The following is a 23,572-nucleotide window of genomic DNA, read 5'->3' on the forward strand; positions in this document are numbered from 1 at the left end:
AAAACGCGCGGATTATAGGCGCAAATTTGAGCTGAACCTACTCCCTAAAGAGCGACTGGCGATATTTTAATCCATGCAAATTAACTTATACCGAACATGAAAATAATTCGCGCTGCAATCGTGTGTTAAACAACTGATTTCGAATGAGGCTTTCTGCCTGGCTTACTTTTTATCCCGATCGCCCATCGGGTTAAAAAAGGCGCCAAACACCTGGGCAGGGTTGAACTCCTGCATCCGCTTGAGCTCCTGCTGCCACTGCTGCTGTTGCCCCAGCAAACTGACCATCGCCTGCTCCAGCCACTGGCCGGCCATACCACTCATGCGGCTGTCATAGAGACGGATGATCTCCTCCAGGAATTTATCGGTGAGAACCGAGGCATGCCCTTCACTCTCCATCTCTGTCAGCACCTGCAGCAACACCTGGCGGGTTAAGGGATCACCGGTTTTGGAATCCACCACCTCGAAGCTTTGGTATCCCTTGATGTAATCACGAACGTCCGCCAGCGTAATGTAACGCTTCAGCTCGGTATCGTAGAGTCGGCGATTGGGGTAACGCTTGATCAACTTCATGGTGATGTCCTGTCGGTGTTTGCCCCAGTGTAGGGAGTTGGACTGGGCAAAGAAAGGCCAGCCGTGGACGCAGCACAATATGAACTTTTTGTGCAGCGCACAATTTTGCTTGATCTTTCGCCACCCCGGCTCTAAATTAAGCATTGATTGTGCACTGCACAATTCCATTATTGGCCAATTTAGCGGGGAGCATGGCGCATGTTTACTGACGTAAAGACCCAGTTTGATGAGCAGCTGCAACGCAGCATTGATACCAACACCAAAGTGCGTGAACTGAGCACTCAGTTTGCCAGCGATGCTGCGCTGCGCAATAACGACTTTGTTAACCAGATGGTTCAGAGCAGCCTGGAAAACAGTCAGGCACTGGCCCAGTGCGCCACCCCCATGCAGCTGGTGGAGAAGCAGGTGGAGCTGTCCAACCAATTCCGCGAAGGGATGGAAAGCTACATGAAAACCAGCATCGAAGCGCTGACCCAGTATGGCCAGACCGTTGCGGAGCTGACCGGCGAACTGGTGCAGGCCAACAGCCCCAAGGCACCGACGGCCAGCCGCCGTAAGTCCGGCAAAGACGCCTGACTCTCAGCCTGAATTGAAAAAGCCCGCCTTAATGGCGGGCTTTTGTTTGTGCCTGAGTTCAAAATTGCCAAAGAGATCACACGGATAGCATCAAACTACCCCCTTTGGGGCAGTGCCTGCCCTCCGTCACTGGGTTACTGTGTCGGCATCGGATTCAGGAGTAACCCATGATCTGGCGAATTGTTCTTGTTGTGCTGGCCTACCTGCTGCTGGCTGCCCACTTTATGCGCTTTGGCGCTCTGCTGCCCACCGCCCTGCTCGCCCTGGCTCCCCTGCTGCTGTTGGCCCGACGTCGCTGGAGTGTCATTGTGCTGCAGGCGGGCCTGGTGGCCGGCGTACTGGCGGTGTGGCTGCCCAGCACTGTCGATTTTATCGCCCTGCGCCAGGCCAGTGGTGCCCCCTGGCTGCGACTGGCGGCCATTATGTCCAGCGTCATGCTGTTCAGCCTGCTGGCTGCCTGGAGCCTGCGCCCGCTGTTTGCCCGCAAACCACCACAGGGCGGAACCCTCTGACATGCCAACAAAAAGACCGGCCCATGGCCGGTCTTTTTTGATGCAAGCACTCAGGCGGCTTTGCTGGCCTTACTGGCTTTCGCCGCAGGCTTCGCGGCCGGTTTAGCGGCTTTTCCACCCTTCAGCAAGGCCATCAGTTCCACCTTGCGTTCCGCCAGGAAGAGGGCCAACTCCTCCAGTTTCTCTTCCTCAACCAGCGTCGACTGGGCCAGCATTGGCTCCAGGCTCTCGGCCAGATCCAGCATCTTGTCGTACGCGTCCGCTTCGGCTTTGGTTGAAAAGGTCATCCGCTCCTCTCCGTCCCGCTCCACCACGTACTTGACGATCACCGCCATGTCCGCATCCTCATCTGTGAAAACTCATTGCCCAGTCAGGGTAGCAAACAACACTGGATAAATAAACAGTATCCGATATGGGTAGACTGCTGGCGACTGGACTACAGTAAAAGTAACTAGATTAGAGGCATAGCTGCCCCGGATAAGGTGCACCATGACCCTTCTTGGTGCAAGTTTAACCACACCGGCTCCCGGTGTAATGGCACTTTCCCAGGTAACCCCAATATCAACGTTATGAACGCCCCAACGTGGCTGTCGCGACTTCGCTCCCACCTCCGTCTGAGGTGGCGCTTTGGCGTGCGCAACCTGCCGTTTCTGTTAGGACGCCCCCACCTCCATGTGGTGGTGCAGCAACCAGATCGTTGGCATCTGGCTTTCTTTGACTGGCTGAGTGCCCACCATCCAACGTTATACCGTCATATTCGATTCGGCATCGGTACCGGCCCCGGTGCCTTGCGCTGGCCCGGCGGCAAAGGTCTGCTGCCCTGGGCGCCCACACCGATGACCGAACCTGGCCCTCACCGATTGGATGAGTTACTGGCACTGGAGCAGCACTACCTTGACCATCAACTGCCGGTTTTCAATCCCATTTCACGGCTCAACCACAGCCGTCAGGCTACCGCCATCGCCACCGCACAAGAGCTGGGGATCGGCTGCAGTCACACCTTACCCTGCGGCCAAAGCAGCGATTTTGATGCGCTCAGTGCCCGCCTCGGGTGCCCACTGATTGTGCGCGATCAGGCCCAACTCGGACGGCCGCCGCTGTTGGTTGGCAATCGACGTCAGTGGGCCTCCCTGCCCTGGAATGGGATGGTAAAACCGATGGCCTGCCGCCAGGCGGATGCCAGCCAGACGCCTGAGCATAACGACTTTCTCGGTGTGCTCACCGGTGAGCACTACTACGAAACCCGACCATTTGTGGCGCAACACGGCGCCGGGCGTTCGGGAGACATCCGGCCACTACGGCAGTTGCAGAACACACTGGGATTAAGTCTGGTGGCATTTGAGTTCAGCCGGGATAACCGGGGCAACCCGGTGATTTGGCGGGTAACTCCACTGCCCTCTCTGCTCGAGCAAAGCCCGGAGTGGCTCGACCCGACCACTCTGGAGGCACTCTATGACGCCCTGCTCCACGGCCTGTTAGGCGAACTGCAATGGCAGTACGATGGTTCATCCATTGCGTTCTCAGCGGGTCGACAACGCCCGGCGACACGCACCCTCGACCAAAAGATTCAATAGTCCACTGAGCAGGATCAACGCCATCGCCTCATCAAAACGAAACAGCTCAAACGCACTGTCCACGTAGAACCCCAATGTCGCGATGCCAAGCATCCCCATCATTGCCGTCTCCCGCACCATCGACTCAAATCGATACATCAGCAGGTTGACCATGCCGGGGTAAACCCGCGGCAACAGTTCGTAGTGGTGCCGGTTCCAGCCTCGGGGCGCGTCGGGCCGAAGGGTCAGGCGGTCCGCTTCCCGCGCAGTCAGAAAAGCCACCAGCGCACCATTATGCAGCGCCAATGCAAGCGCGGCCGGCAAGGCACTTGGACCGAGCACCAGCATCAGGACAAAGGCCAGCCACAGCTCGGGCAATGAACGCCCAAACAGCAATACCCCCTGCCCCACGGTGCTGGCGTGTCCCATCACTGAGCGGCTGGCCCAGGGCCACAGCAGCAGGGTCAGCACCAGACTGATGGCCAGGGCCAGTCCGGACACCAGTAAGGTGTTGACCAGGCCATCCGCCGCCAGGGGAAACAGGCTGCTGGCCCATTGCCAGAGCCCCGCCCAATCCCCCTGACGCAACGGTGCGGGCCAGATCCCTTCGGTCAGAAACTGGACGATCCACTGACCACCCGGCCACACCATTGGCGGCAACCACCACAGCGAGAGCGCCAGTAACAGCAGCAATAGCGCAGGACGCCCCCACCAGCGCAAGCTGCCGATCAACAGCAGCAGCAGCCACAGCAGCGCGCCCCCCTGTGCGTAAAATCCCTGTCGAAAGGCGGACTCGAGGTAAAAGCCGAGGGTGGGTAAGCCGATAAAGCCCAGCACGGTGGCGGAACGGATGGCGCACTCGAAGCGGTAGCGGGTATAGCTGGCCAGCGCCGGCCACATCGGTGCCAGACGTCCATAGAGCAAACGATCAAGCCAGCGGGTTTGATAAGGCAGAGCCTGCTCTACGGTGGCAGGTGCCTGGGCCAGAAGGTCGGAATAGATGCGGGCAAACATGGCGGAGAATGGGATCGCCAGCGCCAGTACTCCGGTCAGGCCCGACAAGCCAAACAGCTGCATCAGCAGCAGCGCCCAGAACAGCTCATGCACCGACCGCAACAGGCCGCAACCGTATCGCACCAGTCGAAGATGATAGAGCGGCGCCAGCATCGCCCCCACCACGGCCCCCAGCGTCACCCCCAGCAGCGCAAAGGCCACGGTGGCGAACAGCGCCTCAAACAACCGTTCCGTGGCCAGGAAGTCGGGCATCAACAGCCCCTGGAACAGGCGCAACAGCTCACTGCCCGGCTCAGTGGCAACCAGGCCAACATCGCCAACAACCGCACAAACGCCACCCAGCACCAACAGTCCCAGGGTCAGGCGACGCAAGCGCGGAGTCATCATCGGTAAAGTTGCGCCAGATCCGCCTCTGACAGCGTCTCAGCGGGCTTATCGAACAATAACCGGCCGCCGGACAAGCCCAGTACCCGGTCAAAACATGCCCGGGCCAACGCCACGTCATGCAGGGCCACCACCGCCCCCTGGTGCTGTTCAAGCGCACGTTGCAGTACGGATTTGGCTTGTATCGGATCGAGCGCGGATACCGGTTCATCCGCCACCAGAGTGGGCTTAGCCTGATGCAAAGCCCGTCCCAGCGCGGTGCGCTGGCGTTGGCCACCGGACAACTGTGCAACCGGCGTCATCAGCTTGCCATCCAGTCCCAGACTGGCGGCCAGTTCACCAATGGCGCGACGGGGCTTTGGCAAAGGCAGCAGCAGATTGATCAGGTTGTACAGGCTGGAGTGGCGATTCAGTTCGCCCATGTAGATGTTGTGGTAAACCGACAGGGGTTCCACCAGGCCCTGAGCCTGGGGGCAGAGCGCCACTTGCTGGGGCGCCTGCTGGTAGAGGTGGTTCAACAGCGTGGTTTTCCCCACCCCGGAGGGGCCGAGAATGGCCACCCGCTCGTCCGCCTGAATCGCCAGGCTGACCGACTGCAACACCACTTCGTTGCCTTGTCGCAGGGTGGCCCGGTTCAACGTAAACAGTGGCATCAGCGCAACAGGCCAATCGCCTCAGCAACGTCCGAAATGGCCTGATAGTCCTCGTTACTGGCTTCGACAAAGCCCTGGCGGGGGAAGGCGTTGAGCAGTTCAGGCTCGGTCATGCCCAGCAAGGCGGCCTGAAGGCGACGGGTAAAACCATCACCGAATCGGGCGTCGGCATCCCCGCGCACGGTCCAGTGGTAATCCGGGTAAGGCGGCGTTTCCCACAGCACCTTAATCTTGGCCGGATCCACCACCCCATCGCGGATCGCCTGTTGCCAGACCTTGTAGTTGACCGCACCGGCGTCAAACACACCGGCCTGAACCTGGGCCAGGGTGCGGCTGTGGTCACCGGAGTAGCCCACCCGACTGAACACGTCACTGTCCCGCCCCAGATGCTTCTCGATGTAGTACTGGGGCATCAGGCGACCGGAGGTGGAGCCCTTGGCACCATAGGTAAAGCTGAGGCCCATCAGGTCTTCCCGCGCCAGTTCGCGCTGTTTATCCAGGCCGGTGCGGGTATTCACCACAAAGTAGGTACGGAAAAACTGGTCCTCGTAGCCCTGGGCAATGGCCTGGGAGCCCGGCACCATGCGCCGCGCCTGCAAACCGGAAAGCCCACCAAACCAGGCCAGCTGCACCTGATTATTGCGAAACGCCGTCACCGCCGCCGCGTAGGATTTCACCGGCAGGTACTTCACCTCAACGTCGAGGGTTTCGGCCAGGTAGTCGGCCACCTGATCAAAACGGGTTTGCAGGCGACGCTCATCCTGATCCGGAATCGCAGTGAAGTAGAGGGTTTCAGCCCCGACGAGAGTGGAGAACAGCAGAGCCGTAACGGCGAGCAGCGTGCGCAACATCGTCGCATCCTTGTTGGCAAAAGGTGGCAGGCTATTCTACGTGAATGACCTTTTTTTGCCATTTTTGTTAACAGCAAAAGCGCCCGCCCCGTCACGTTTTGCTACAGTGCCGACACTCTGTTGATCAAGTTCAGCCAGGATACAGCCGTTCAGCGTATGCTGTAGTGGATTGAATGGCTTACCCGGACCACCGATATGCAAATACTTGTAATTGAAGATGACCCGCTCCTTTGCCACCACCTTAAGGTGCGCCTTTCTGAGCTGGGCAACCAGGTGCAGGCCAGTCAGACCGCCTCTGAAGGCGAGTACCTGGCCAATAACTACCCCCTGGACATTGCGGTGGTTGACCTCGGTTTGCCCGACGAAAGCGGCCTGTCCCTAATCCAGCGACTGCGGGATCAGGGCAAAGCGTTCCCCATTCTGATCCTGACCGCCCGTGACAGCTGGCAGGACAAGGTGGAGGGTCTGAACGCTGGCGCCGACGACTATCTGGTTAAGCCCTTCCGCATTGAGGAGCTGATGGCTCGCCTCAACGCCCTGGTGCGCCGCAGCGCCGGCTTTATCAAACCGGAGATCAGTTGTGGTTCGCTGAAGATGGACCTGACCGGCAAAAGCGTCACCCTGGCCGGTGACCTGCTTGAGCTGACCGCGTTTGAATACCAGATCCTGGAGTACCTGATGCGCCATCATCAGCAGGTGATCTCCAAGCAACGCCTTCTGGACGTGCTGTACGAGGACCGCGAAGGCGACCCGAACACCGTTGAAGTGATGATCTCCCGACTGCGCAAAAAGCTGGTCAGCGGGGGCATGAACAACCCCATCGTCACCATCCGTGGCCAGGGCTACCGCTTTAATCAGGCCTGCCAGTAACCATGCAATTTCGCCAACTCTGCCAACGCCCGACCATCTTCCGTCGGGTGATTGGCACCTCAATGATCGTGCTGACCCTGGCGGTACTGACCCTGGCCGGGGCCGAGCGCTATCTGAACGAGAACGACCTCTATGGTCGTACCGCCCGCACCATTCCGGCCCAGCTTGCCTACATTGGCGACGAGCTGCGGGAGGATGGCGTTAATATTGGCTCCGGCGCACTGGCCAACGACGAACGCTTTAAGCCCGGAGCCAACCTGTTTGCGGTATGCAGCGCAGAAAGAGGATCCATCTTTATCTCCAAAGGCGCGCAGCGCGAAGGGCTCACCGGCTTGTGCGACCTGCTGCCGGACGACCCCGACCTGGCCCCCACCCACCCGCTGGTGCTCAACAACAACAAGCCCTATTACCTATACCCCCTGTCGTTCGATACCGATAAGGGCCACGTCGACATTCTTATCCTGCGCGATGGTGCTGACGCCGCTGCGGAGCTGAAAACCCTGGACCGGCGGGTGGCCATGAAGGTCGCCATCACCCTGCCCATTATTATGCTGCTGCTGATCAGTGCGGCATTGTGGGGGATGAAGCCGCTTAAGCACCTCGGTGAGCAGCTGCACCAGATCATCCGCGGTCGACGCACCCGGTTGGACCCGCCCAAGGCCAACGAACTGCACGAGATCACCCTGGCCCTGAACGAACTGCTGACCCAGTCAGAGCGGCGTAAGGAGACCTACCAGAATGCCATGAAAGACCTGGCTCACAGCCTCAAAACCCGGCTGGCTGCGGCTCAGGCGATTCTCGACGACGCCAAGGACCCCAGCACCACGCGGGAGGAGCTGTATGAGCAACTTGGCCAGATGGACCTGCTGGTGCAGTACCAGTTGCGTAAAGCCACCATGGGGCGTCAGGGCCTGAGCCAGGCCACTGCTGAGATAGAGCCTGTGGTTCGTCAGCTCACCACCATGCTGGATAAGGTGTACCGGGACAAAGGGGTGCATTGCGACATCCAGATCGCCTCCGGTTGCGCCTTCCCGGGCTCCAGAGAGGACCTGATGGAGCTGATGGGCAACCTGATGGACAACGCCTATCGCTTTGCCCTCAATACCGTTCGGGTCAGCGCAAGTCGAACCGACGGTGGCCACTGCCTGTTGCAGGTGGAAGATGACGGCCCGGGCATCGACCCGACAGAACGCCAGCGGGTATTGCGTCGTGGCGAACGCGCCGACGAGCGCCACCCCGGCCAGGGCATCGGCCTGGCGGTATGTCAGGAGTTGGCCGTGGCCTACGGCGGTGAACTGACCATCGACCAGTCCCCGTTGCAGGGCGCCCGCATCAACCTGTTGCTGCCGTTTGGTGGTTATTCCACAAAAGAATGAACACACCCGGCCTCCTGTTGGGTCTGTGTATGGGCAGACTACAGGAGGCCACACCATGAAACGCATTACCCTGCTCAGCGCGCTGTTGCTCAGCGCCACCACCGCGTTTGCCGGACAATTGCAGTTGGGCAGTAATGTCCGGGTGCTGACCCTGAACGGTGAACCCGTTGACGCGTACCATCAGAATCTGGACATCGGCCCCGGTTCACAGGTGATCACCGTCCGCTACGATGCGCTGTTTGAAGCCAACGCCGAAGACCACGAATTTGTCCGTTCTCCGGTTCAGGTCATCCGCTTTGAATCGATGCCGAATGAGCGTTACATGCTGCAGGCCCCGATCATGGATCTGCGCCAGGCCCGCCACTTTGCCGAAGACCCGCACTTTCAGCTGACTCGCAGTGATGGGGAGCGTATCGCGCACCGGACCTGGAGCCGTGATGAGTTGTTGGCCGAACTGCTCGCCAGGCCGTAACACTCTGTATCCTCTAGATATTGGTTCATGTAAACTGTCGGCAACATCGTGAGTTGCCGACAAACATGAGCCAAGCCAGTACCAAACTCGATATTGATAAAGTCCGTGTCGGACACTTTGTTCGCCTTCCCATCGGTTGGCGAGATCACCCCTTTATGTTCAACAGCTTCCGCATTAAGGAGCCGCAACAGATTGCGCTGCTGAAGCGGCTGAAGCTCACCTTTGTCTACATCGATCCCGACCGCTCCCGGGTGGCAGCCGATGAGCCGGCTGCCCCGGCAGTCCCGGATGAGGACACCCTGATTCAGGTGCAGCAATCATTAGCTGAGGCCAAACAGGCCCGGATTGAACGGCTGAAGAGCTACCAGCGATCCCTGAACCACGCCACCAAGAAATACCGGGACAACCTGGCCCGGGCCCGTTCGCTTTCCAGCAAGGTGCGGGCGCGCCCGGCGGAAGGGGTGCAAGCCGCCACTGAGGTGGTTCAGGGCATCATTGCCGAGTTGGTGAACTCCGATGGTCTGGAGTTGCACCTGATGAGCGAAGGGGAGCACAGTGACGCCATCCACCATCACGGCCTGAACGTGACGGTGTTGTCGTTGATGCTGGCCAAACGCCTTGGCCTGACCGAGATGGAGATGGAAGTGGTGGGCTTGGGTGCCCTGTTCCACGATTTTGGTAAGTTGCGACTGCCCGCTGGCCTCGCCACCCGAATGCCCAACGACGCCAAAGAGTGGGCGGTCTTTAAAAACCACCCCAATATGGCCGATGCCCTGATAGACGGCGACAATGGACTGCCCTGGCAGGCTGTGGCCATCATCCGCCAGCACCACGAGTTTCTTGATGGCAGTGGCTACCCGGAAGGGCTCAAGGCCGACCGCATCGATCCGCTGGCCCAGCTGGTGACGGTGGTCAATGAATACGACAACCTGGTGCACCACAAAGACCCCCGAAAACGTCGCACCCCCAATACCGCTCTCGGATGGCTCTATAAGCACCGCCAGGACCAGCTCAATACCCACTATCTGCAGCAATTTATCAAGATGATGGGGATCTACCCGCCAGGCTCCATTGTTCAACTGGACAGCGGCCAGTACGGCATCGTGATGTCACTGGATGAGCAAAACCTGCTCAGCCCCAATGTGATGCTTTACGACCCGGCCATTCCGATGAACAGCGCCGCGGTGATCAGCGTTGGCGAAGAGGGCCTCAAGGTGGCCAAGTGTCTGCCCCCGGAAGCGCTGTCCAAGGCCGCGTTTGAATACCTTAGCCCGCGCGACCGCATCAACTACTACATCAAAGGCCAGAACTGACACCAAAGTGTCCCGTCCCTGTTATGGCAGTGTCGCTCCGTTGCACCCGGTTAAGATAAACCGACACGGCGACGCTGCCATCCACGGTCCCTCACCATTCCCCGCCCGGTCTCAGACGGCCTAACGTCCTCATTTGCCTCGCCGAAACCTTGCCAAGGCGGCAACCGGCAACCATGCTTTGATGGCGCGTTCAGACGGACGCGCCATGGACGGCACTCCCCGACAACGGACGTTGCGGCATCTCAACGAATCGGAGGGGAGCATGACTTCACTGCCGGATTTCGACACGCTGCAACAACTGGCCAAAGACGACCCACAAGCGCTGGAGCGTCTGCGCCAGACTCTGATAGACGAGACCATCGCCACAGCCAAACCCGATCACCAGCCTCAACTGCGGGCGCTACAATCCCATGTTGACCGCACCCTCGAGCGGGCCAGCAACCCCTATCATGGGCTGGTTCAGGTGATGGCGATGATGCAGGACAAACTGTATTGCCTGGCCCTGGCACTCAACCAGCCCGATGCCTATTTTGACCAACAAGCCACAATTGTTCCGCTTCGGCCAGATGTTGAGCAAGCGGAGGAACAGGGGCATCACGGAGCGTGACCTACCCGACATAAATCACGTTTTTTCGTGTTCGATTTTACTCCTGCTGGCTATGCTGGAAGCCCCCCAAGCGCGCCTTGTCGGCGCCCGAAGCAGCGTTACTCAGGATGATCGATTTATTTCATGCCATTTGGCACCAGGATGTGGGATTTTTGCAGCAATATCCCCACATCTGGCTCTTGGTGCTCTGCCTGTTCTTGATCCTGATGATCGAATCGGCCTTTGTTTTCCTGCCCCTCCCCGGGGACAGCATCGTGATCTTTGGCGGTGCCCTGGTGGGACTGGGCATTGTTGATCCCAGCGTCAGTATCGTGGTGATCCCGGCTGCGGCGGCAGTGGGGGGCTATCTCGCGTATGAACAGGGCCGCTGGCTGGAACAGCGCCCCTCCCGATTCAATATTGAACGACTGCTGCCTGAGGGCACCCTGAACCGGGCTGCGGAGTTGTTCCGCAAGCACGGTATTCTGGCGCTGTTCGCGGCCCGCTTCCTGCCATTTGTCCGGGTGCTGGTGCCGATGCTGATGGGTGCCGCGCACCTGTCCCGCCGTCGTTTCGCTCTGGTCAACGCCGTCAGCGCCTGGTGCTGGGCTGGCTGCCTCGGCTTTTTCGGCGCTTTCGTCGTGAACACCCCGTTCTACGCAGAGCACAGCGCACTGATCGCACGGACCGCCGTGCTGCTGCCATTGGCGCTGTTTGCCTCCGCCATTGCCGCCGTGCTCTATCGCCACTTCCGTACCCAGCCGCCGGTGCTGCCCAAGGTGACCGTTGAGCCGCCGCTAACCGCTGCGCCCCCCGTGGATCAGGCTGCCCTGGAGCAGCAGGTCAAACAAGATCACACCGTACGCTAACGACTGCACCGTCCACCAGGCGGGCAAGTCCGTCGGCAGGGCCAACACCAACGCTAAGGTGATTGGCCCCCGACTCGGCGCCAGCAACCACTGGCGCCGCTCCTCTCCCCGAATCGGCAATCCCCGCCACATCAGCCAGGGCAGCAACGACAGCAGGCGTACCGCCCCCGCCGCCCCAATGGCCAGCAACATCGCCCAATAGCGCTCGGTGAACATCGCCGCCGTCAGAGTAAACCCCAATACCACCACCAGGCTGTCGGCCAACCAGGGCGTCAGATTCAGACAGGGCAATGGCGCTGGCCGCCCCCGCCGAATCCATACCGTGGCAGCCAGCACCACCACCAGACCGGGGGCCGCCAGCAGCCACTCGGCCCCCAGATAGAGCCACCAAAGCCACACTCCGGTTAACACCGTCCCCCAGCGCGCGCCGCCGGCCACTCGCCACACCGCCACGCCACAGGCCACCGCCAACATGGCACCCGCAACGGTTCGCAACAGGTCCGTCATCAGGGTGGCCGTTGACCACTGGCTGACACTGTCCAGAGAGAGCAACACCATCAGCAACACCAACGCCAATGCATCCACCACGGCCGCCTCCCCCTCGAGCCAGACCTGTACCCGACGGGCTCCCTCAAGGTAGGGCGTGGCGAACCCGGGGTCGGCGGTCGCCAACAGCGTGGCGGCCACCAACGCCGATAACAGAGGAAAGCCAGCGTGGCTGATGCCAAAGAACAACACCGCACTGACCCCGGCCAGCATCATCAGGAAGGTCAGAAGGGCCTGGACCGCCACCGGCCCGCGATAGCGGCGTAAACGGCGCAACGGCAAGCGGGCCGCCAACTCCCAGACAAGCAAAGGCAGCACCAGATAGAGGATGCCGGTGGTGAGCGACTGCGCATCCCAGCCGCTGTCCCACTGAAGCCGGCTGACCAGTTGCCCGGCCACGGTGCCCAGGATCAGGAGCAGCGGCAATCGCACCCCGTTTGGCAATGTTCGGCACATCGCCACCAAAGAAAACACCACCGCGGCCGAAACCAACCCATTCACCGCCGTTCACTCCCGGTTCGCCACATTATCGAAAAAGAGGCTCAATTCGCTGCCAAGTCGCGCTTTTTCGATGCACGTTCCATGACAGTTAATTGAAATTTATATTTCAGGCACCGCTGAAAGCCGCGCCGGAAGCGGGTTTGAATAATTGCTCAAAAACCCAGCGAACAAAATTAACTTTAGTGAAACATTCCGAAACTAGCTTGCAACGCCAATTCATCACAACAAACGCAATGCAGTTGCGGAGAACCTCAATGAAACTCAAGAACCTATTCACCCTAAGTGCTCTGACTTCGGCCCTGATCCTGGCCGGCTGTGGTGGCGACATCAACATCAATGCCGGTGGCGAAACCACCCCCACCACCCCGACCAATCCCACCACCCCGCCGACCAGTTCACCGACGGAAGAGGCGTACGGCAGCTTCGCGACCCGCAGCACCAGCATCGCAACCGTGGACGGCAAAGAGGTGTGGACCCTGTCCGGTAACCTGACCGGCAACGCTAACGGCAGCGGCAATCAGACCGAAGACAGCATCACCCTCGGCAACGACGTGGTGTGGGAGCTGTCCGGTGCGGTTGTGGTGGGTGGCGACAACACCAACCAGACCGTACTGAACGTTGAGCCCGGCACCACCATTCTGGGCAACTCCGATGCCTATCTGGTGATCAGCCGGGGTTCTCAAATCCAGGCCGAAGGCACCGCCGACACCCCCATCGTCTTCACCTCCGTGGAATCCGGCCTGGGCTTGTCGACTGACCGCGGTCAGTGGGGCGGCCTGGTGCTGCTGGGTAACGCTCCGGTCAACGCCTGTGCCGACCTGGCCAGTTGTGACGCCGCGTTTGAGGTGGGTAACCACAGCTACGGCGGCAACATTGAGGACGACAGCTCTGGCTCCCTCAAATACGTCCGCGTTGAATTCGGCGGCTTCAAGATTAACGACACTCAGGAACTGAACGGCGTCTCGTTCGCGGGGGTGGGCTCCGGCACCACCGTCGACTACCTGCAGGTTCATATGAACGACGACGACGGCATTGAGTTCTGGGGCGGCAACGCCACCGTCAAGCATGTGGTACTGACCGGAAACTTTGACGACTCCCTCGACTGGACCAACGGCTGGCGTGGCGCCGCTCAACACGTCTACATCCGTACCGACGACAATGGCGCCAACCGGGGTATCGAAGCCGACAGCTCCAAATCCGGCACCGATGAGCCGATGTCCAAGCCCACTCTGGCCAACCTGACCCTGCAACTGGGCGGAGGCACCAACGGCGGCGGCGACGACGCCGAAGGTATCCTGTTCCGGGTCGGCACCGGCGCCTCCCTGCACAACGCGCTGGTAAAAGGTGGCCTGGAGACCGGTGAGTGTCTTGAGATCAACGACGCCAGCACCGTGGCCAACGCCCAGGGTGGCGAACTGGTGATGACCCACAGCCTGATCGACTGTGTGGAAGCCTTTAAAAACCCGAAGGACGACGCCGACAACGTGCTGCTCGACGTCGAAGCCTGGTTCACCGGCCAAGAGGGCAACATCGTGGGTGCCGCTGCGCTGGAAGGTTATCAGCCTACCGCCGCTTCCCCGGCCCTGACCGGCGGCAAAGCGGGCCTGGCCAACATCGACAGCCGTCTCGATGACGCCGCCTACATCGGCGCCTTTGACGGCACCAACGACTGGACGCTGGGCTGGACCACCGCCATCCATGACGAGGAGGACAGCGCCCCGACCGAACTGGCACCGCTGACCTCCTGCCCTGCCGGCACCGCAAATGACGCGGCGGACGCCGCGCTTATCGAGGGTACCGATCTGGTCTGTACCCTGACCGGCAACATCACCAACAACCTTACCCTGCTGGCAGGCAGCAACGTGAAGTACAAGCTGGATGGCGGCCCGGTAGTGATTGGCGGCGACAATGAGCAGAGCGCTACTCTGGCGATTCAGGCCGGGGTTGAGGTTTATGGCACCAGCAACAGCTACCTGGTGATCAGCCGTGGCTCCAAAATCATGGCTCAGGGCAGCGAAGCGATGCCCATCGTGTTCACCTCCTCCGAAGACGTACTGGGCCTGAACACCGACCGCGGCCAATGGGGCGGTCTGGTGCTGCTGGGGAATGCGCCGGTAAACACCTGTGCCAGCCTGGACGACTGCGACGTGGCGTTCGAAGTGGGTAACCACCTGTTCGGCGGCAACAACGACGAGGATTCCAGCGGCCAGTTGAGCTATGTGCAGGTGCGCTATGCCGGCTTCAAGATCAATGACACCCAGGAACTGAACGGCATCAGCTTCGGCGGCGTTGGCTCGGGCACCCAGGTAGACCACATCCAGGTGCACAAGAACGACGACGACGGCGTTGAGTTCTGGGGCGGCAGCGTCAACCTCAAGTACGTCTACCTGACCGACAACTTCGATGACTCTCTGGACTGGACCAACGGCTGGCGTGGCAAAGCCCAGTACGTGTTCATCACCCAGGAAGACAACGCCGCTAACCGCGGTATCGAAGCGGACAGCTCCAAGTCTGACCCGCTGGGTACACCGTTCTCCAACCCAACGATCTCCAACGTCACCATCCTGCCTGCCGGTGGCAACAACGGCAGCGACGATGCCGAGGGCATGGTGCTGCGTGTAGCCACCCGCGCCCAACTCGCCAACTTCGTTATCCAGGGTGGCATCAACACCGGTGAGTGCCTGGAGATTGATGACGCCTCCACCCAGCTCAACGCCGAAGACGGCAGCCTGACCCTGACCCATTCGATCATCGATTGTGTGGAGCCGGTGAAGAACGAAGACGCGTTTGACACCACCGCCTGGTTCGAAGGCCAGGAAGGCAACGTGATTGGTCCGGTTGAGCTGACCAACGGCATGCCCACCGCTTCCTCCATCGCCCTCGGCACCGGTAAAGACATGAGCACCGTTGACGCCTTCTTCGACGACACCGATTACAAAGGCGCCTTCGATGGCAGCAACGACTGGACTCAGGGCTGGAGCTACCAGCCGTAACCCCCAGGACGACCGGGGTGGTTCACCACCCCGGCATTTCTTGCCGTATCGTCCATCGGGTTGCCTGCTGGCAGCCCGCTTATCCAAGGACTCAGGAACGTCTTAGCATGAAATCCCAACCCAAATTCCGCACCAGCAAAACCGGTTTGGCCGTGGCAAAAGCCCTGTCCCTCGCCAGTTTGCTGAGCTTCCCGGCCCTGGCGGCTGACACCGACACCGAGGCCGGGGCCGACAACCAGCAGGTGGAAGTCATCTCTGTGGTCGGCCGCCTGCAACGCGCCGCCTCTGAGGTGGTGGAAGAGCGCCGCGAGATCCCCTACGTGGCGGACCTGATGGGCGCCGACCAGATCGCCCGTACCGGCGACAGCGATGCCGCTGCTGCCCTGCGTCGTGTCACCGGCCTGACCCTGCGCAACGGCCAGTTTATCTACGTGCGCGGCCTCGGTGAGCGCTACTCCAGCACCTCATTGAATGGCGCCCAGGTGCCCAGCCCGGACCCGACCCGTTCGGTGATCCCGATGGATCTGTTCCCGGCGGCCATCATCCAGTCCCTGTCGGTGCAGAAAGCCGCCTCCCCCGCCAATCCGGCAACCTTCGGTGGCGGTCATGTCGACATCCGCACCAAGGCGATCCCCAACGACTTCTTTATCAAGTTCTCGGTCGGCGGCCAGTACAACACCAATAACAGCGATGACCGCCTCACCTACCCCGGTGGCGATGACGATTGGCAGGGCCGCGATGACGGCACCCGTGCCCTGCCCCAGTCGGTCAGTGATGCCTTTGCCAGCTACGGTGGCATCTCGGTGACCGACATCTTCCGCGTGGTGCAGGACGCCGATCAGGCGGTGGCCATCAACCGTGGCCTGGCACAGGATATGAACCGCAACATGACGCTGCAGGAGAAGAGCAGCAATCCCGGGTTCCGCGGCAGCCTCAGCGTTGGCCACAACCTGGATCTGGACGACGCCGGTGACTGGCGCTTCGGCTTTGTTGGCGGCACCTATTACAAGAACCAAACCGACAACTACCGTCAGCGTGAAGCCGAGTTGGCCAACGCCGAGGGCGACCTGAACGCCAGCGCCAACGTGCGTGGCAGTGAGCAGATTGTGCAGTGGTCCGGCATGTGGAATATGGGTCTGGAGTGGACCGACGATCATAAGCTCTCTACCCACACCACCTACCTGAGCGACACCTCCGATGACGTTCGAATCACCCTGGAAGAGACCCTCGACACCATCAATGAAGATCGCGCCCTCGAAGTCCACTCAGTGGACTACGAAGAGCGCACCCTGATCAGCAACCAGATCAGCGGTCAGCACTTTTTCCCCTATCTGTGGGACATCGAAGCCAACTGGCAGTACACCGATGCCCGCGCCCGCCGTCAGGCGCCAAACGAGCTGGCCTACACCTACTCGGTGCTGCAGGACGACAACGGCGCCATCACAGACCGGGCCATGGCCAAGCGCTCCGACGCAGCGGTGTACCGTTACAGTGACCTGAAGGACGACACCGAAAACTACGGCTTCGACCTGATGCTGCCGCTCTACATCGGCGACGCCGAACTGAAGCTGAAAGGCGGTTACGAGTACTTTGAGCGGGCTCGCACCTCCTACTCCACCCGTCTGGCCTTCGACGCCTCCCGTTACCAGGCCGATAACCTGGTGGGGGATTTTGATGAGGTGTTCTCCGACGCCAACATCAGCAACCCGGACAACGGTTTCGCCCTGCTCGACACCACCTCGGAAACCGACGACTACATCGCTGCGCAGATGATTGACGCGGGTTTTGCTGAGTTTGACCTGAACTGGGCCGACACCTTCCGCATTACCGGGGGGGCCCGTTACGAAGACTTCCGCCAGGTGATGCTGCCGCTGACCCCGGAGGGCGAAATCTCGGATGAGGGTGGCCGCAATGATGTGCTGGATTACAGCACCGCCGAAGATGGCTGGTACCCCTCCCTGTCCGCCACCTGGATCATGAACGACGAGATGCAGCTGCGTCTCGCTTACTCCAAGACTCTGGTGCGGCCGGATCTGCGGGAAGTGGCGCCGGTGCGGTTTAAGGATCCGGTCACCGGCTTTGACATGATCGGCAACGCCGACCTGGACAGCTCAGACATTCAGAACGTCGATGTGCGCTGGGAATGGTACATGGAGAGCGGCTCCAACCTGAGTGTCGGCGCCTTCTACAAGGATCTGGAAGCGCCGATTGAATCGGTGCAGGTGGTGACCGAACAGGACACCCTGCTGACCTTCCAGAACGCGGAAAACGGTGAGATCTACGGCCTCGAAACCGAGTTTCACCAGGAGCTGGGCTTTATCAACGAGGGCTCTGCCATCTGGGACGGCCTGTTTGTTTCCGGCAACCTGACCCTGAGCGACTCTGAGATCACCATCGCCCCGTCCGGCAACATCAACCCGACCAACAGCAAGCGCCGCATGACCGGCCACTCCGAGTGGGTCGCCAACCTCCAGCTCAGCTTCGATTCACCGGACAATCTGCATGCCGCTACCCTGGTCTACAACGTATTTGGTGAGCGCATCGCCTACGCCGGCAGCGCCGGTCTGGATGACGTTCTGGAGCAGCCGTTCCACTCACTGGACTTCACCTACAGCGTCTACCCGCTGGACCAAATGGCGGTGAAATTTAAAGCCAAAAACATTCTGGGCCAGGAGACGGAGTATCAGCAGGAGGGCAAAGAGGTGTTCTGGAAGGAGCCGGGCACCGAATTTACCCTGACCTTCGCCTTCGAGTTTTAAAAGGCAGCCCCGCCGGCCAGGGCCGGCGGGGCCAGTGCAATGGTCAGCGCTTATGCGTGAGCGCTGACCATTGCACTGTCGGAACCCCCCGACAGATTTCAGAGTCCAACACTCTGGGCAACCGTTTACGCTCCCGCAAGGGCTTCAGGCATTCTGTTTTCAGGGTGCAGGCGGTGAGATACGGGCACACTGGCTTTCCTTGTTGGTCTGTGTGTCCCTCACCGTGAAGGGTTCAACCTTGCGGGGGCGAGCCTACACCTCCAGTTCGCCCCACTCCCCTGCGTCAATCCGCGCCAGCAGTGGCGACGGCGCATAGCCGTTGCCAAGGTGACGCTGGCGCACGCTGGCGTGCACCCGGTGCTCCGGTGCCAAGGTGCGCTGATGCTCACCCAACAAACGATAAAACCCGTCGTACTCTTCATGGCGCGGCGCAAGCGGGTCTTCATCCAGTTGGGCAAACAGGTGACTCTCCACCTCCAGTCCGGCCAACTGGGCCTCCCGCGCCATCCAGCCCAGCGGAATGTCTGACAAACGACCACTGCCCGGTTCGCGGTGGTAACCCCCTCCGATGTCGCTGTGCACACCGGCAAACCACACCTGCTTGAGGTCCACGGTCGGACTGGCCTGCCACAGTGCCGGTACAAAATCCTGGCGCCGCTCGTCCAGCGCCAACGCATGACGGGCGATCTCAACATTGGGGCCCAGTTCGGTGTCGTGAAACAGGTGCTTCTCGTTCAGCCAACCCAACATCCGCAGCGGCACACCAAGGGCGCCGACGGTGTCGAAGGCACCAATAAATCGCACCCGAACCTCTTCGTTCACCGCGTAGTGAGCGCGGAACATCATCGATTGCGGGTCTTGAGGATGGATATTGCGGTCTTTATACAGTTCGAACGCGTCAGGGATACGGTTGGCGTGGATCCGCTGCAGCACCCCACAGTTGTAGAGCATTCCTGCCAGGCTGCGGACGGTGTAAGCGCCCCGGCTGAAGCCAAACAGGTAGAGGTGATCGCCGGGCTCGTAGTTCTGTACGATAAAGCGGTAGCAATCCTGCACGTTCTTATCGAGCCCCCGGCCAAATGCACCGCCGGTAATCGGCTGACAGTCTGCCCCGACCCCCCAGTCATAAAACACCACCTGAGCGCGCCCATGATCGTCAAAGGGCGCGATGGCCCGCGCCAGTTTCAATACGTTGGTGGCGGTGTCTTGCTGAGAGTCCGGCTCCGGCCCGTTCCAGGTGCCATCGGCACAGATCACGATGTTCTTCATTGCCCGTCCCTAGTTACTGCTTGCTCGCGGCAGACCCACTATAAAGCACTGGCCTGTCATGAAAAGGCCCACTCCTGCCACTCGCGCATTGTATGAGCGAACCGGTGATAAACAGTGACCGCATCAGTCCCTTTCATGAATTGAAGTTGAAGAATTTTCAATAGCATGACTATAGTGGTGACGAATTAACCGCGAAAGGAGTGAAGCATGGCACGCAAGATGCGTAATAAACGATTTCGTCAGATGATGAAGGATCTGGACAAGCAAACCGGCCAACCGGCGCCGAAGAAGCTGGCAGCCTGAACCCGCCATCATCCGCTAAGGGGCCCTCCGGGGCCCCTTTTGTTTGCCCGCTCACCAGCCCACTACACTTGTCTCATCCCGGACAACCGAGAACAGAACGATGCGTTGGCGTGGTCAGCGGCAAAGCCGCAATGTTGAGGACCGTCGCGGGCAACGGCGCCCCCTGGGGTTGCCCATTCCGCGTGGCAAGGGTGGCCTGATTGGCTTGGCGGTGATACTGGGCGGACTCTATTTTGGCGTCGACCCTGCCCTGCTGCTGATGCTGGTGGGGGGCGGAGGCGGCGGCACCCCAACCACAGCGGTCTCGCCCCAGGATGATGAACTGGCGCAGATGACTTCCGTGGTGCTGGCCGACACCGAAACCTTCTGGCACCAGAAGTTCGCCGAGGCCGGCAAGACCTATCAGGAGCCGACCCTGGTGCTGTACCGTGGCAGTACCTCGACCCACTGCGGCCGGGGTCAGGCTGCCATGGGGCCCTTCTACTGCCCGGCGGACCAGCAGATCTACATCGACCTTAGTTTCTACGACGACATGCGCACCCAACTGGGCGCCCCGGGTGACTTTGCCCAGGCCTATGTGGTGGCCCATGAGGTGGGTCACCACATTCAAACTCTGTTGGGCACCAGTGCCGAGGTCAGACAACGCCAGCAGGCCGTCGGCCAGGCCGAAGCCAATGCCCTGTCCGTGCGGCTGGAGCTTCAGGCCGATTGTTACGCCGGGGCCTGGGGCCACTACCTGATGCAACAGAACCGGCTGGAGCCGGGGGATATTGAAGAGGCGCTGGGTGCGGCCCAGGCCATTGGCGACGACCGCCTGCAGCGGCGCAGCCAGGGCACTGTAGTGCCGGACAGCTTTACCCACGGCACCTCGGCACAGCGGCTGAAGTGGTTCCAGCGCGGCATGGAGAACGGCAACCCCGCCGACTGCGATACCTTCTCTGTGGCCCAGCCCTGAGCCTGAGCCCCGCCGTCGCAACACAAAAAAGCCCGACCGTTTCCGGTCGGGCTTGATCACTGTGTGAGAGTCGACTTAGTTGCGCTCAGGCCACTCTTTGTCAACGCGCTGCTCGAGGAAGGCTTCCTTCTGAGCGTCCAGCTTGGCTTTGTCCCAGCCCACCAGCGCCTGAGCGGCTTCTTTGGTGGAGATGTCCGGGATGGCAACCGGCTGGGCGACGCCGTACTTGGTCAGTACCTTCTTCAGCTCAGCCTGGGCTTGCAGACCGATCTCCTGAGCAGAGGCCAGCAGACGGAGGGCTTCTTGCGGGTTGTGAGCGTGAACGCCGTGGGAAGCGATGGCGAAGTCCCAGCGCCACTGAGCGTGACGGATGTGGGTCAGGGCCTGCTTCATCTCAGCTTCGGTCGCACCGGCTTCCCAGGCGGCGCCCGCTTCGAAGTGGGCACGAACGATGATGGCTTCGGCTTTCAGCTTCTCAGCATTGATCGCTTCTTTGTTCGCTTTCAGGGTGGCTTTCAGGTCCGCCTGGCTGTCGTGGCAGGAGGAACAGGCAACATCGAAGTTATCCAGCGCATTACCAACGTTGTGCTTGGAGAACTTGCGGCCCTGATCGTTAGTGACTTTCGGCATGTGACAGGTGATACAGGTCACATCCATCTCAGCGTGAACGCTGGTGGCCCAGGTCTCAAACTCCGGGTGCTGAGCTTTCAGCATCGGGGCTTTGGAGATCTTGTGGGTCCAGTCGGCAAAGCCGATGCTGTCAAAGTACTTCTCAGCACCTTCAGCAGTGAAACCGTTCTCCCACGGGAAGCGCACGTTGTTGTGGTCGTTCTTGTCGAAGTAGTACTCAACGTGACACTGGCCACAGGTTTGCGCCGCTTTCATGTCGCGGGACTGCTCGGAGAAGGTCAGGTCCACTTTCTCCATGGCGCGCTCAGCGTACGGGCGGGACAGGGTCAGCTTCGGAGTGCCGCTTTCGTGACAGTCAGCACAACCGATGGCGTTGCCCATTTCGTGGCCCCACTTACCGAATTTGTGGTCGTTGAAGTTGCCTTCACCCACTTCCTGGTACATACGGGCAACGTCAGGAGACTTACAGGACCAGCACGCCGCCGGCATCGGGCCGTCGGTGTCGTTCATCGGGGCACCGGTACGCAGAGTCTGAATCACGTCGGTCACGGCGTAGTAGTGGCCGCGAGCCTTGTTGTAATCTTTGGAGAAACCGTAACCGGCCCACAGCACCACGAGGTTCGGATCGTCGGCCAGCAGGTCAACAATCTGATCGGTTTCTGCGGAACTTGCCCAGGAGTCGTATTGGTTGGGGAATTTCGCCTTCCAGGCTTCGTTATCGGATTCGACCGGTTTGGCCATGGCACCGCCACAGAGGCCGGCAATGGCAACGGACAGCAGCAGTTTATTAATCTTTTTCATCATCATCCCTCATCATCGCTTTAAGTTTGCGACTGCAGGCTCAGATTAGGGAGATTGACTCAAGGTGGGCATACCCCGATGGGGGTAGTTGAAAGGTTATCGGGATGTGATCACACCTCTCGACGAAAAAAATGAAAAGTTCTTTCATTTTCTGCGCTTTGAGATGGGATCCTGCACTGGTAGACTGGCCGGCGAGAAAAAGGTTCCCCATGTCTGACTGGTTTTTGTATCTGGTTCGCACCCGCAGCGGCCACCTCTATACCGGCATCACCACCGATGTCGAACGCCGCTTTGCCGAACACCAGGCCGGTGCCCCCAAGGGTGCCCGCGCGCTGCGCGGCAAAGGCCCACTGACCCTGGTCTACCAAAGCCCTGCGGGCAGTCGCAGCGACGCGTTGAAGGCGGAATACCGCATCAAGCAGCTAAGCAAATCCGCCAAGGAGGCGCTGGTCAACAGTCAGGTGCCGCTTAATCCCGATCCCGAAGGTACACCACGCCATCCCTGAAGGATGTGCCCCAGGGCACAGACTCAGGCAGGCGATAGCCTTCGTGAAACCCCCGCCCACGCAATACCCGGATGCTGCGCTGGTTATCCGGCAGGCAGAGCGCCACCAGTCGCTCCAGCTTCCACTCAGTAAACGCCCGCTGGCATAGCCAGTCCAGGCCTTGACTCGCCAGCCCCTGCCCCTCCCCCTGTTTCAGCAACATAAACCCCACTTCTGCGGTGGCCTGCTCCATCGGCAAACGGCGGGCACCCACAATGCCCAGCGCCTGTTGTTCGGTGTGCAACACCCAACATCCCCAATGGTCAGCCTGCGGGTGCCAGGGTTTGAGCCGCTCCTGCATCAGGCGCTCAATCTGTGGATGAGTCATGGCGGGGCCAATCGAAGCCATGCGTTCAGGGTCGCCGTAGAGGCGGCGCACCAGACTGTGGTCCTGGCTGGAGATGGGTCGGGGCGTCATCATGGCTCGAGAAACGGGAGTTTGCCGGTCAAGGGCGACCGGGCGGTCGCCGCGATTGAATGGGGGTCAGGAGGTGCGCTTCATCAACAGCAGGATCTTGGTGGCGGCGCTCAACACAAAGCCGATGCCGATCAAGCTGGCGATCAGCACCATGCCGCTGACCTGCTGCGCCACTTCGGTGAACATCAGCAAGCCGCCTGCGGTCGCCATCATCAGGATGCCAAGCCAAAACAACGCCGTAACCATAAGGCCT

At 60.3% G+C, this 23,572-nt stretch carries 23 protein-coding genes; 13 read left to right on the forward strand and 10 right to left on the reverse strand.

What is annotated here, in order from left to right:
• Window positions 1-162 precede the first annotated feature (162 nt).
• On the reverse strand, window positions 163-570 hold the full coding sequence (gene phaR / locus FBAL_RS10825) for a polyhydroxyalkanoate synthesis repressor PhaR (protein ID WP_013345642.1): 408 nt from the start codon (window positions 568-570) through the stop codon (window positions 163-165).
• Window positions 571-768: 198 nt separating this feature from the next.
• Here phaR and FBAL_RS10830 point away from each other — a divergent pair, with 198 nt between their 5' ends.
• On the forward strand, window positions 769-1,146 hold the full coding sequence (locus tag FBAL_RS10830) for a phasin family protein (RefSeq protein WP_013345643.1): 378 nt from the start codon (window positions 769-771) through the stop codon (window positions 1,144-1,146).
• A gap of 167 nt (window positions 1,147-1,313) precedes the next feature.
• Window positions 1,314-1,658, forward strand: coding sequence for a hypothetical protein (locus FBAL_RS10835; protein WP_013345644.1), 345 nt, complete (start codon window positions 1,314-1,316; stop codon window positions 1,656-1,658).
• A gap of 50 nt (window positions 1,659-1,708) precedes the next feature.
• Here FBAL_RS10835 and FBAL_RS10840 read toward each other — a convergent pair whose 3' ends face one another.
• A complete protein-coding gene (locus FBAL_RS10840; RefSeq protein WP_013345645.1) occupies window positions 1,709-1,993 on the reverse strand; it encodes a YebG family protein in 285 nt (94 codons plus the stop codon).
• A 234-nt stretch (window positions 1,994-2,227) separates the two neighbouring features.
• Between FBAL_RS10840 and FBAL_RS10845 the strand changes: the two genes are divergently transcribed.
• Window positions 2,228-3,232, forward strand: a complete 1,005-nt coding sequence (locus FBAL_RS10845) for a hypothetical protein (RefSeq protein ID WP_148226742.1) — start codon at window positions 2,228-2,230, stop codon at window positions 3,230-3,232.
• On the opposite strand, the gene FBAL_RS10850 is transcribed toward FBAL_RS10845, so the two are convergent.
• Genes FBAL_RS10850 through FBAL_RS10860 form a run of 3 tightly spaced genes read right to left on the reverse strand, consistent with a single transcriptional unit; the run spans window position 3,179 to window position 6,113 of the window.
• Window positions 3,179-4,612, reverse strand: a complete 1,434-nt coding sequence (locus FBAL_RS10850; protein ID WP_013345647.1) for a PhnE/PtxC family ABC transporter permease — start codon at window positions 4,610-4,612, stop codon at window positions 3,179-3,181. The two genes, FBAL_RS10845 and FBAL_RS10850, sit on opposite strands and share 54 nt — an antisense overlap.
• Entirely contained in the window at window positions 4,609-5,262 is a 654-nt protein-coding gene (locus tag FBAL_RS10855) for an ATP-binding cassette domain-containing protein (protein WP_013345648.1), read from the reverse strand. The genes FBAL_RS10850 and FBAL_RS10855 overlap by 4 nt, the downstream gene beginning before the upstream one ends.
• Window positions 5,262-6,113 carry a putative selenate ABC transporter substrate-binding protein gene (locus tag FBAL_RS10860; RefSeq protein WP_013345649.1) on the reverse strand — a complete coding sequence of 284 codons (852 nt, stop codon included), beginning with the start codon at window positions 6,111-6,113 and terminating at the stop codon, window positions 5,262-5,264. The genes FBAL_RS10855 and FBAL_RS10860 overlap by 1 nt, the downstream gene beginning before the upstream one ends.
• A 195-nt stretch (window positions 6,114-6,308) precedes the next feature.
• Between FBAL_RS10860 and FBAL_RS10865 the strand changes: the two genes are divergently transcribed.
• The 6 genes from FBAL_RS10865 to FBAL_RS10890 all read left to right on the forward strand — a co-directional run bounded on the left by FBAL_RS10865 (window position 6,309) and on the right by FBAL_RS10890 (window position 11,599).
• Window positions 6,309-6,983, forward strand: coding sequence for a response regulator (locus FBAL_RS10865; protein ID WP_013345650.1), 675 nt, complete (start codon window positions 6,309-6,311; stop codon window positions 6,981-6,983).
• Window positions 6,984-6,985: 2 nt separating this feature from the next.
• Window positions 6,986-8,359 (forward strand): ATP-binding protein, encoded by a 1,374-nt coding sequence (locus FBAL_RS10870; protein ID WP_013345651.1) that lies wholly within the window; start codon window positions 6,986-6,988, stop codon window positions 8,357-8,359.
• Window positions 8,360-8,414: 55 nt separating this feature from the next.
• Window positions 8,415-8,831, forward strand: coding sequence for a DUF2057 family protein (locus FBAL_RS10875; RefSeq protein WP_013345652.1), 417 nt, complete (start codon window positions 8,415-8,417; stop codon window positions 8,829-8,831).
• A gap of 65 nt (window positions 8,832-8,896) precedes the next feature.
• Complete coding sequence (locus FBAL_RS10880; protein ID WP_013345653.1) at window positions 8,897-10,144, forward strand: HD-GYP domain-containing protein; 1,248 nt, start codon at window positions 8,897-8,899, stop codon at window positions 10,142-10,144.
• A 262-nt stretch (window positions 10,145-10,406) separates the two neighbouring features.
• A complete protein-coding gene (locus FBAL_RS10885) occupies window positions 10,407-10,751 on the forward strand; it encodes a DUF3135 domain-containing protein (protein ID WP_013345654.1) in 345 nt (114 codons plus the stop codon).
• Window positions 10,752-10,858: 107 nt separating this feature from the next.
• Window positions 10,859-11,599, forward strand: a complete 741-nt coding sequence (locus FBAL_RS10890) for a DedA family protein (RefSeq protein ID WP_013345655.1) — start codon at window positions 10,859-10,861, stop codon at window positions 11,597-11,599.
• Here the strand turns inward: FBAL_RS10890 and FBAL_RS10895 are convergent.
• Entirely contained in the window at window positions 11,528-12,571 is a 1,044-nt protein-coding gene (locus tag FBAL_RS10895; protein ID WP_041251270.1) for a cation:proton antiporter domain-containing protein, read from the reverse strand. The genes FBAL_RS10890 and FBAL_RS10895 overlap by 72 nt on opposite strands.
• Before the next feature lie 329 nt (window positions 12,572-12,900).
• On the opposite strand from FBAL_RS10895, the gene FBAL_RS10900 reads away from it, so the two are divergent.
• Together FBAL_RS10900 and FBAL_RS10905 are read left to right on the forward strand one after the other, a co-directional pair.
• Window positions 12,901-15,639 carry a hypothetical protein gene (locus FBAL_RS10900; protein ID WP_013345657.1) on the forward strand — a complete coding sequence of 913 codons (2,739 nt, stop codon included), beginning with the start codon at window positions 12,901-12,903 and terminating at the stop codon, window positions 15,637-15,639.
• A 107-nt stretch (window positions 15,640-15,746) separates the two neighbouring features.
• A complete protein-coding gene (locus FBAL_RS10905; RefSeq protein ID WP_013345658.1) occupies window positions 15,747-18,398 on the forward strand; it encodes a TonB-dependent receptor domain-containing protein in 2,652 nt (883 codons plus the stop codon).
• A 252-nt stretch (window positions 18,399-18,650) separates the two neighbouring features.
• Here FBAL_RS10905 and FBAL_RS10910 read toward each other — a convergent pair whose 3' ends face one another.
• Window positions 18,651-19,667 carry a DUF2235 domain-containing protein gene (locus tag FBAL_RS10910; protein ID WP_013345659.1) on the reverse strand — a complete coding sequence of 339 codons (1,017 nt, stop codon included), beginning with the start codon at window positions 19,665-19,667 and terminating at the stop codon, window positions 18,651-18,653.
• Between the two features lie 403 nt (window positions 19,668-20,070).
• Here FBAL_RS10910 and ypfJ point away from each other — a divergent pair, with 403 nt between their 5' ends.
• Complete coding sequence (ypfJ, locus tag FBAL_RS10915; RefSeq protein ID WP_013345661.1) at window positions 20,071-20,925, forward strand: KPN_02809 family neutral zinc metallopeptidase; 855 nt, start codon at window positions 20,071-20,073, stop codon at window positions 20,923-20,925.
• 75 nt (window positions 20,926-21,000) lie between these two features.
• Here ypfJ and nrfA read toward each other — a convergent pair whose 3' ends face one another.
• Window positions 21,001-22,359 carry an ammonia-forming cytochrome c nitrite reductase gene (nrfA, locus tag FBAL_RS10920; protein ID WP_041251271.1) on the reverse strand — a complete coding sequence of 453 codons (1,359 nt, stop codon included), beginning with the start codon at window positions 22,357-22,359 and terminating at the stop codon, window positions 21,001-21,003.
• A 206-nt stretch (window positions 22,360-22,565) separates the two neighbouring features.
• Here nrfA and FBAL_RS10925 point away from each other — a divergent pair, with 206 nt between their 5' ends.
• Window positions 22,566-22,862: a GIY-YIG nuclease family protein gene (locus FBAL_RS10925; RefSeq protein WP_013345663.1), complete on the forward strand. Its 297-nt coding sequence runs from the start codon at window positions 22,566-22,568 to the stop codon at window positions 22,860-22,862.
• Here FBAL_RS10925 and FBAL_RS19610 read toward each other — a convergent pair.
• Entirely contained in the window at window positions 22,825-23,322 is a 498-nt protein-coding gene (locus FBAL_RS19610; RefSeq protein WP_083771209.1) for a GNAT family N-acetyltransferase, read from the reverse strand. The genes FBAL_RS10925 and FBAL_RS19610 overlap by 38 nt on opposite strands.
• A 63-nt stretch (window positions 23,323-23,385) precedes the next feature.
• Window positions 23,386-23,565 carry a hypothetical protein gene (locus FBAL_RS10935; protein ID WP_013345665.1) on the reverse strand — a complete coding sequence of 60 codons (180 nt, stop codon included), beginning with the start codon at window positions 23,563-23,565 and terminating at the stop codon, window positions 23,386-23,388.
• Between the last annotated feature and the right edge of the window lie 7 nt (window positions 23,566-23,572).

Origin of the sequence: Ferrimonas balearica DSM 9799 (assembly GCF_000148645.1) — a bacterium.
Lineage (GTDB): Bacteria > Pseudomonadota > Gammaproteobacteria > Enterobacterales > Shewanellaceae > Ferrimonas > Ferrimonas balearica.

What these genes read in the sequence shown, in the direction of transcription:
- FBAL_RS10890 (WP_013345655.1), top strand. Translation starts at nt 10,859, where the DNA reads ATGATCGATTTATTTCATGCCATTTGGCACCAGGATGTGGGATTTTTG.
- FBAL_RS19610 (WP_083771209.1), bottom strand. Translation starts at nt 23,322, where the DNA reads ATGATGACGCCCCGACCCATCTCCAGCCAGGACCACAGTCTGGTGCGC.
- nrfA (WP_041251271.1), bottom strand. Translation starts at nt 22,359, where the DNA reads ATGATGAAAAAGATTAATAAACTGCTGCTGTCCGTTGCCATTGCCGGC.
- FBAL_RS10905 (WP_013345658.1), top strand. Translation starts at nt 15,747, where the DNA reads ATGAAATCCCAACCCAAATTCCGCACCAGCAAAACCGGTTTGGCCGTG.
- FBAL_RS10865 (WP_013345650.1), top strand. Translation starts at nt 6,309, where the DNA reads ATGCAAATACTTGTAATTGAAGATGACCCGCTCCTTTGCCACCACCTT.
- FBAL_RS10880 (WP_013345653.1), top strand. Translation starts at nt 8,897, where the DNA reads ATGAGCCAAGCCAGTACCAAACTCGATATTGATAAAGTCCGTGTCGGA.
- FBAL_RS10875 (WP_013345652.1), top strand. Translation starts at nt 8,415, where the DNA reads ATGAAACGCATTACCCTGCTCAGCGCGCTGTTGCTCAGCGCCACCACC.
- FBAL_RS10900 (WP_013345657.1), top strand. Translation starts at nt 12,901, where the DNA reads ATGAAACTCAAGAACCTATTCACCCTAAGTGCTCTGACTTCGGCCCTG.
- FBAL_RS10845 (WP_148226742.1), top strand. Translation starts at nt 2,228, where the DNA reads ATGAACGCCCCAACGTGGCTGTCGCGACTTCGCTCCCACCTCCGTCTG.
- FBAL_RS10885 (WP_013345654.1), top strand. Translation starts at nt 10,407, where the DNA reads ATGACTTCACTGCCGGATTTCGACACGCTGCAACAACTGGCCAAAGAC.
- phaR (WP_013345642.1), bottom strand. Translation starts at nt 570, where the DNA reads ATGAAGTTGATCAAGCGTTACCCCAATCGCCGACTCTACGATACCGAG.
- FBAL_RS10835 (WP_013345644.1), top strand. Translation starts at nt 1,314, where the DNA reads ATGATCTGGCGAATTGTTCTTGTTGTGCTGGCCTACCTGCTGCTGGCT.
- FBAL_RS10910 (WP_013345659.1), bottom strand. Translation starts at nt 19,667, where the DNA reads ATGAAGAACATCGTGATCTGTGCCGATGGCACCTGGAACGGGCCGGAG.
- FBAL_RS10870 (WP_013345651.1), top strand. Translation starts at nt 6,986, where the DNA reads ATGCAATTTCGCCAACTCTGCCAACGCCCGACCATCTTCCGTCGGGTG.
- FBAL_RS10925 (WP_013345663.1), top strand. Translation starts at nt 22,566, where the DNA reads ATGTCTGACTGGTTTTTGTATCTGGTTCGCACCCGCAGCGGCCACCTC.
- FBAL_RS10830 (WP_013345643.1), top strand. Translation starts at nt 769, where the DNA reads ATGTTTACTGACGTAAAGACCCAGTTTGATGAGCAGCTGCAACGCAGC.
- FBAL_RS10935 (WP_013345665.1), bottom strand. Translation starts at nt 23,565, where the DNA reads ATGGTTACGGCGTTGTTTTGGCTTGGCATCCTGATGATGGCGACCGCA.
- ypfJ (WP_013345661.1), top strand. Translation starts at nt 20,071, where the DNA reads ATGCGTTGGCGTGGTCAGCGGCAAAGCCGCAATGTTGAGGACCGTCGC.
- FBAL_RS10855 (WP_013345648.1), bottom strand. Translation starts at nt 5,262, where the DNA reads ATGCCACTGTTTACGTTGAACCGGGCCACCCTGCGACAAGGCAACGAA.
- FBAL_RS10840 (WP_013345645.1), bottom strand. Translation starts at nt 1,993, where the DNA reads ATGGCGGTGATCGTCAAGTACGTGGTGGAGCGGGACGGAGAGGAGCGG.
- FBAL_RS10850 (WP_013345647.1), bottom strand. Translation starts at nt 4,612, where the DNA reads ATGATGACTCCGCGCTTGCGTCGCCTGACCCTGGGACTGTTGGTGCTG.
- FBAL_RS10860 (WP_013345649.1), bottom strand. Translation starts at nt 6,113, where the DNA reads ATGTTGCGCACGCTGCTCGCCGTTACGGCTCTGCTGTTCTCCACTCTC.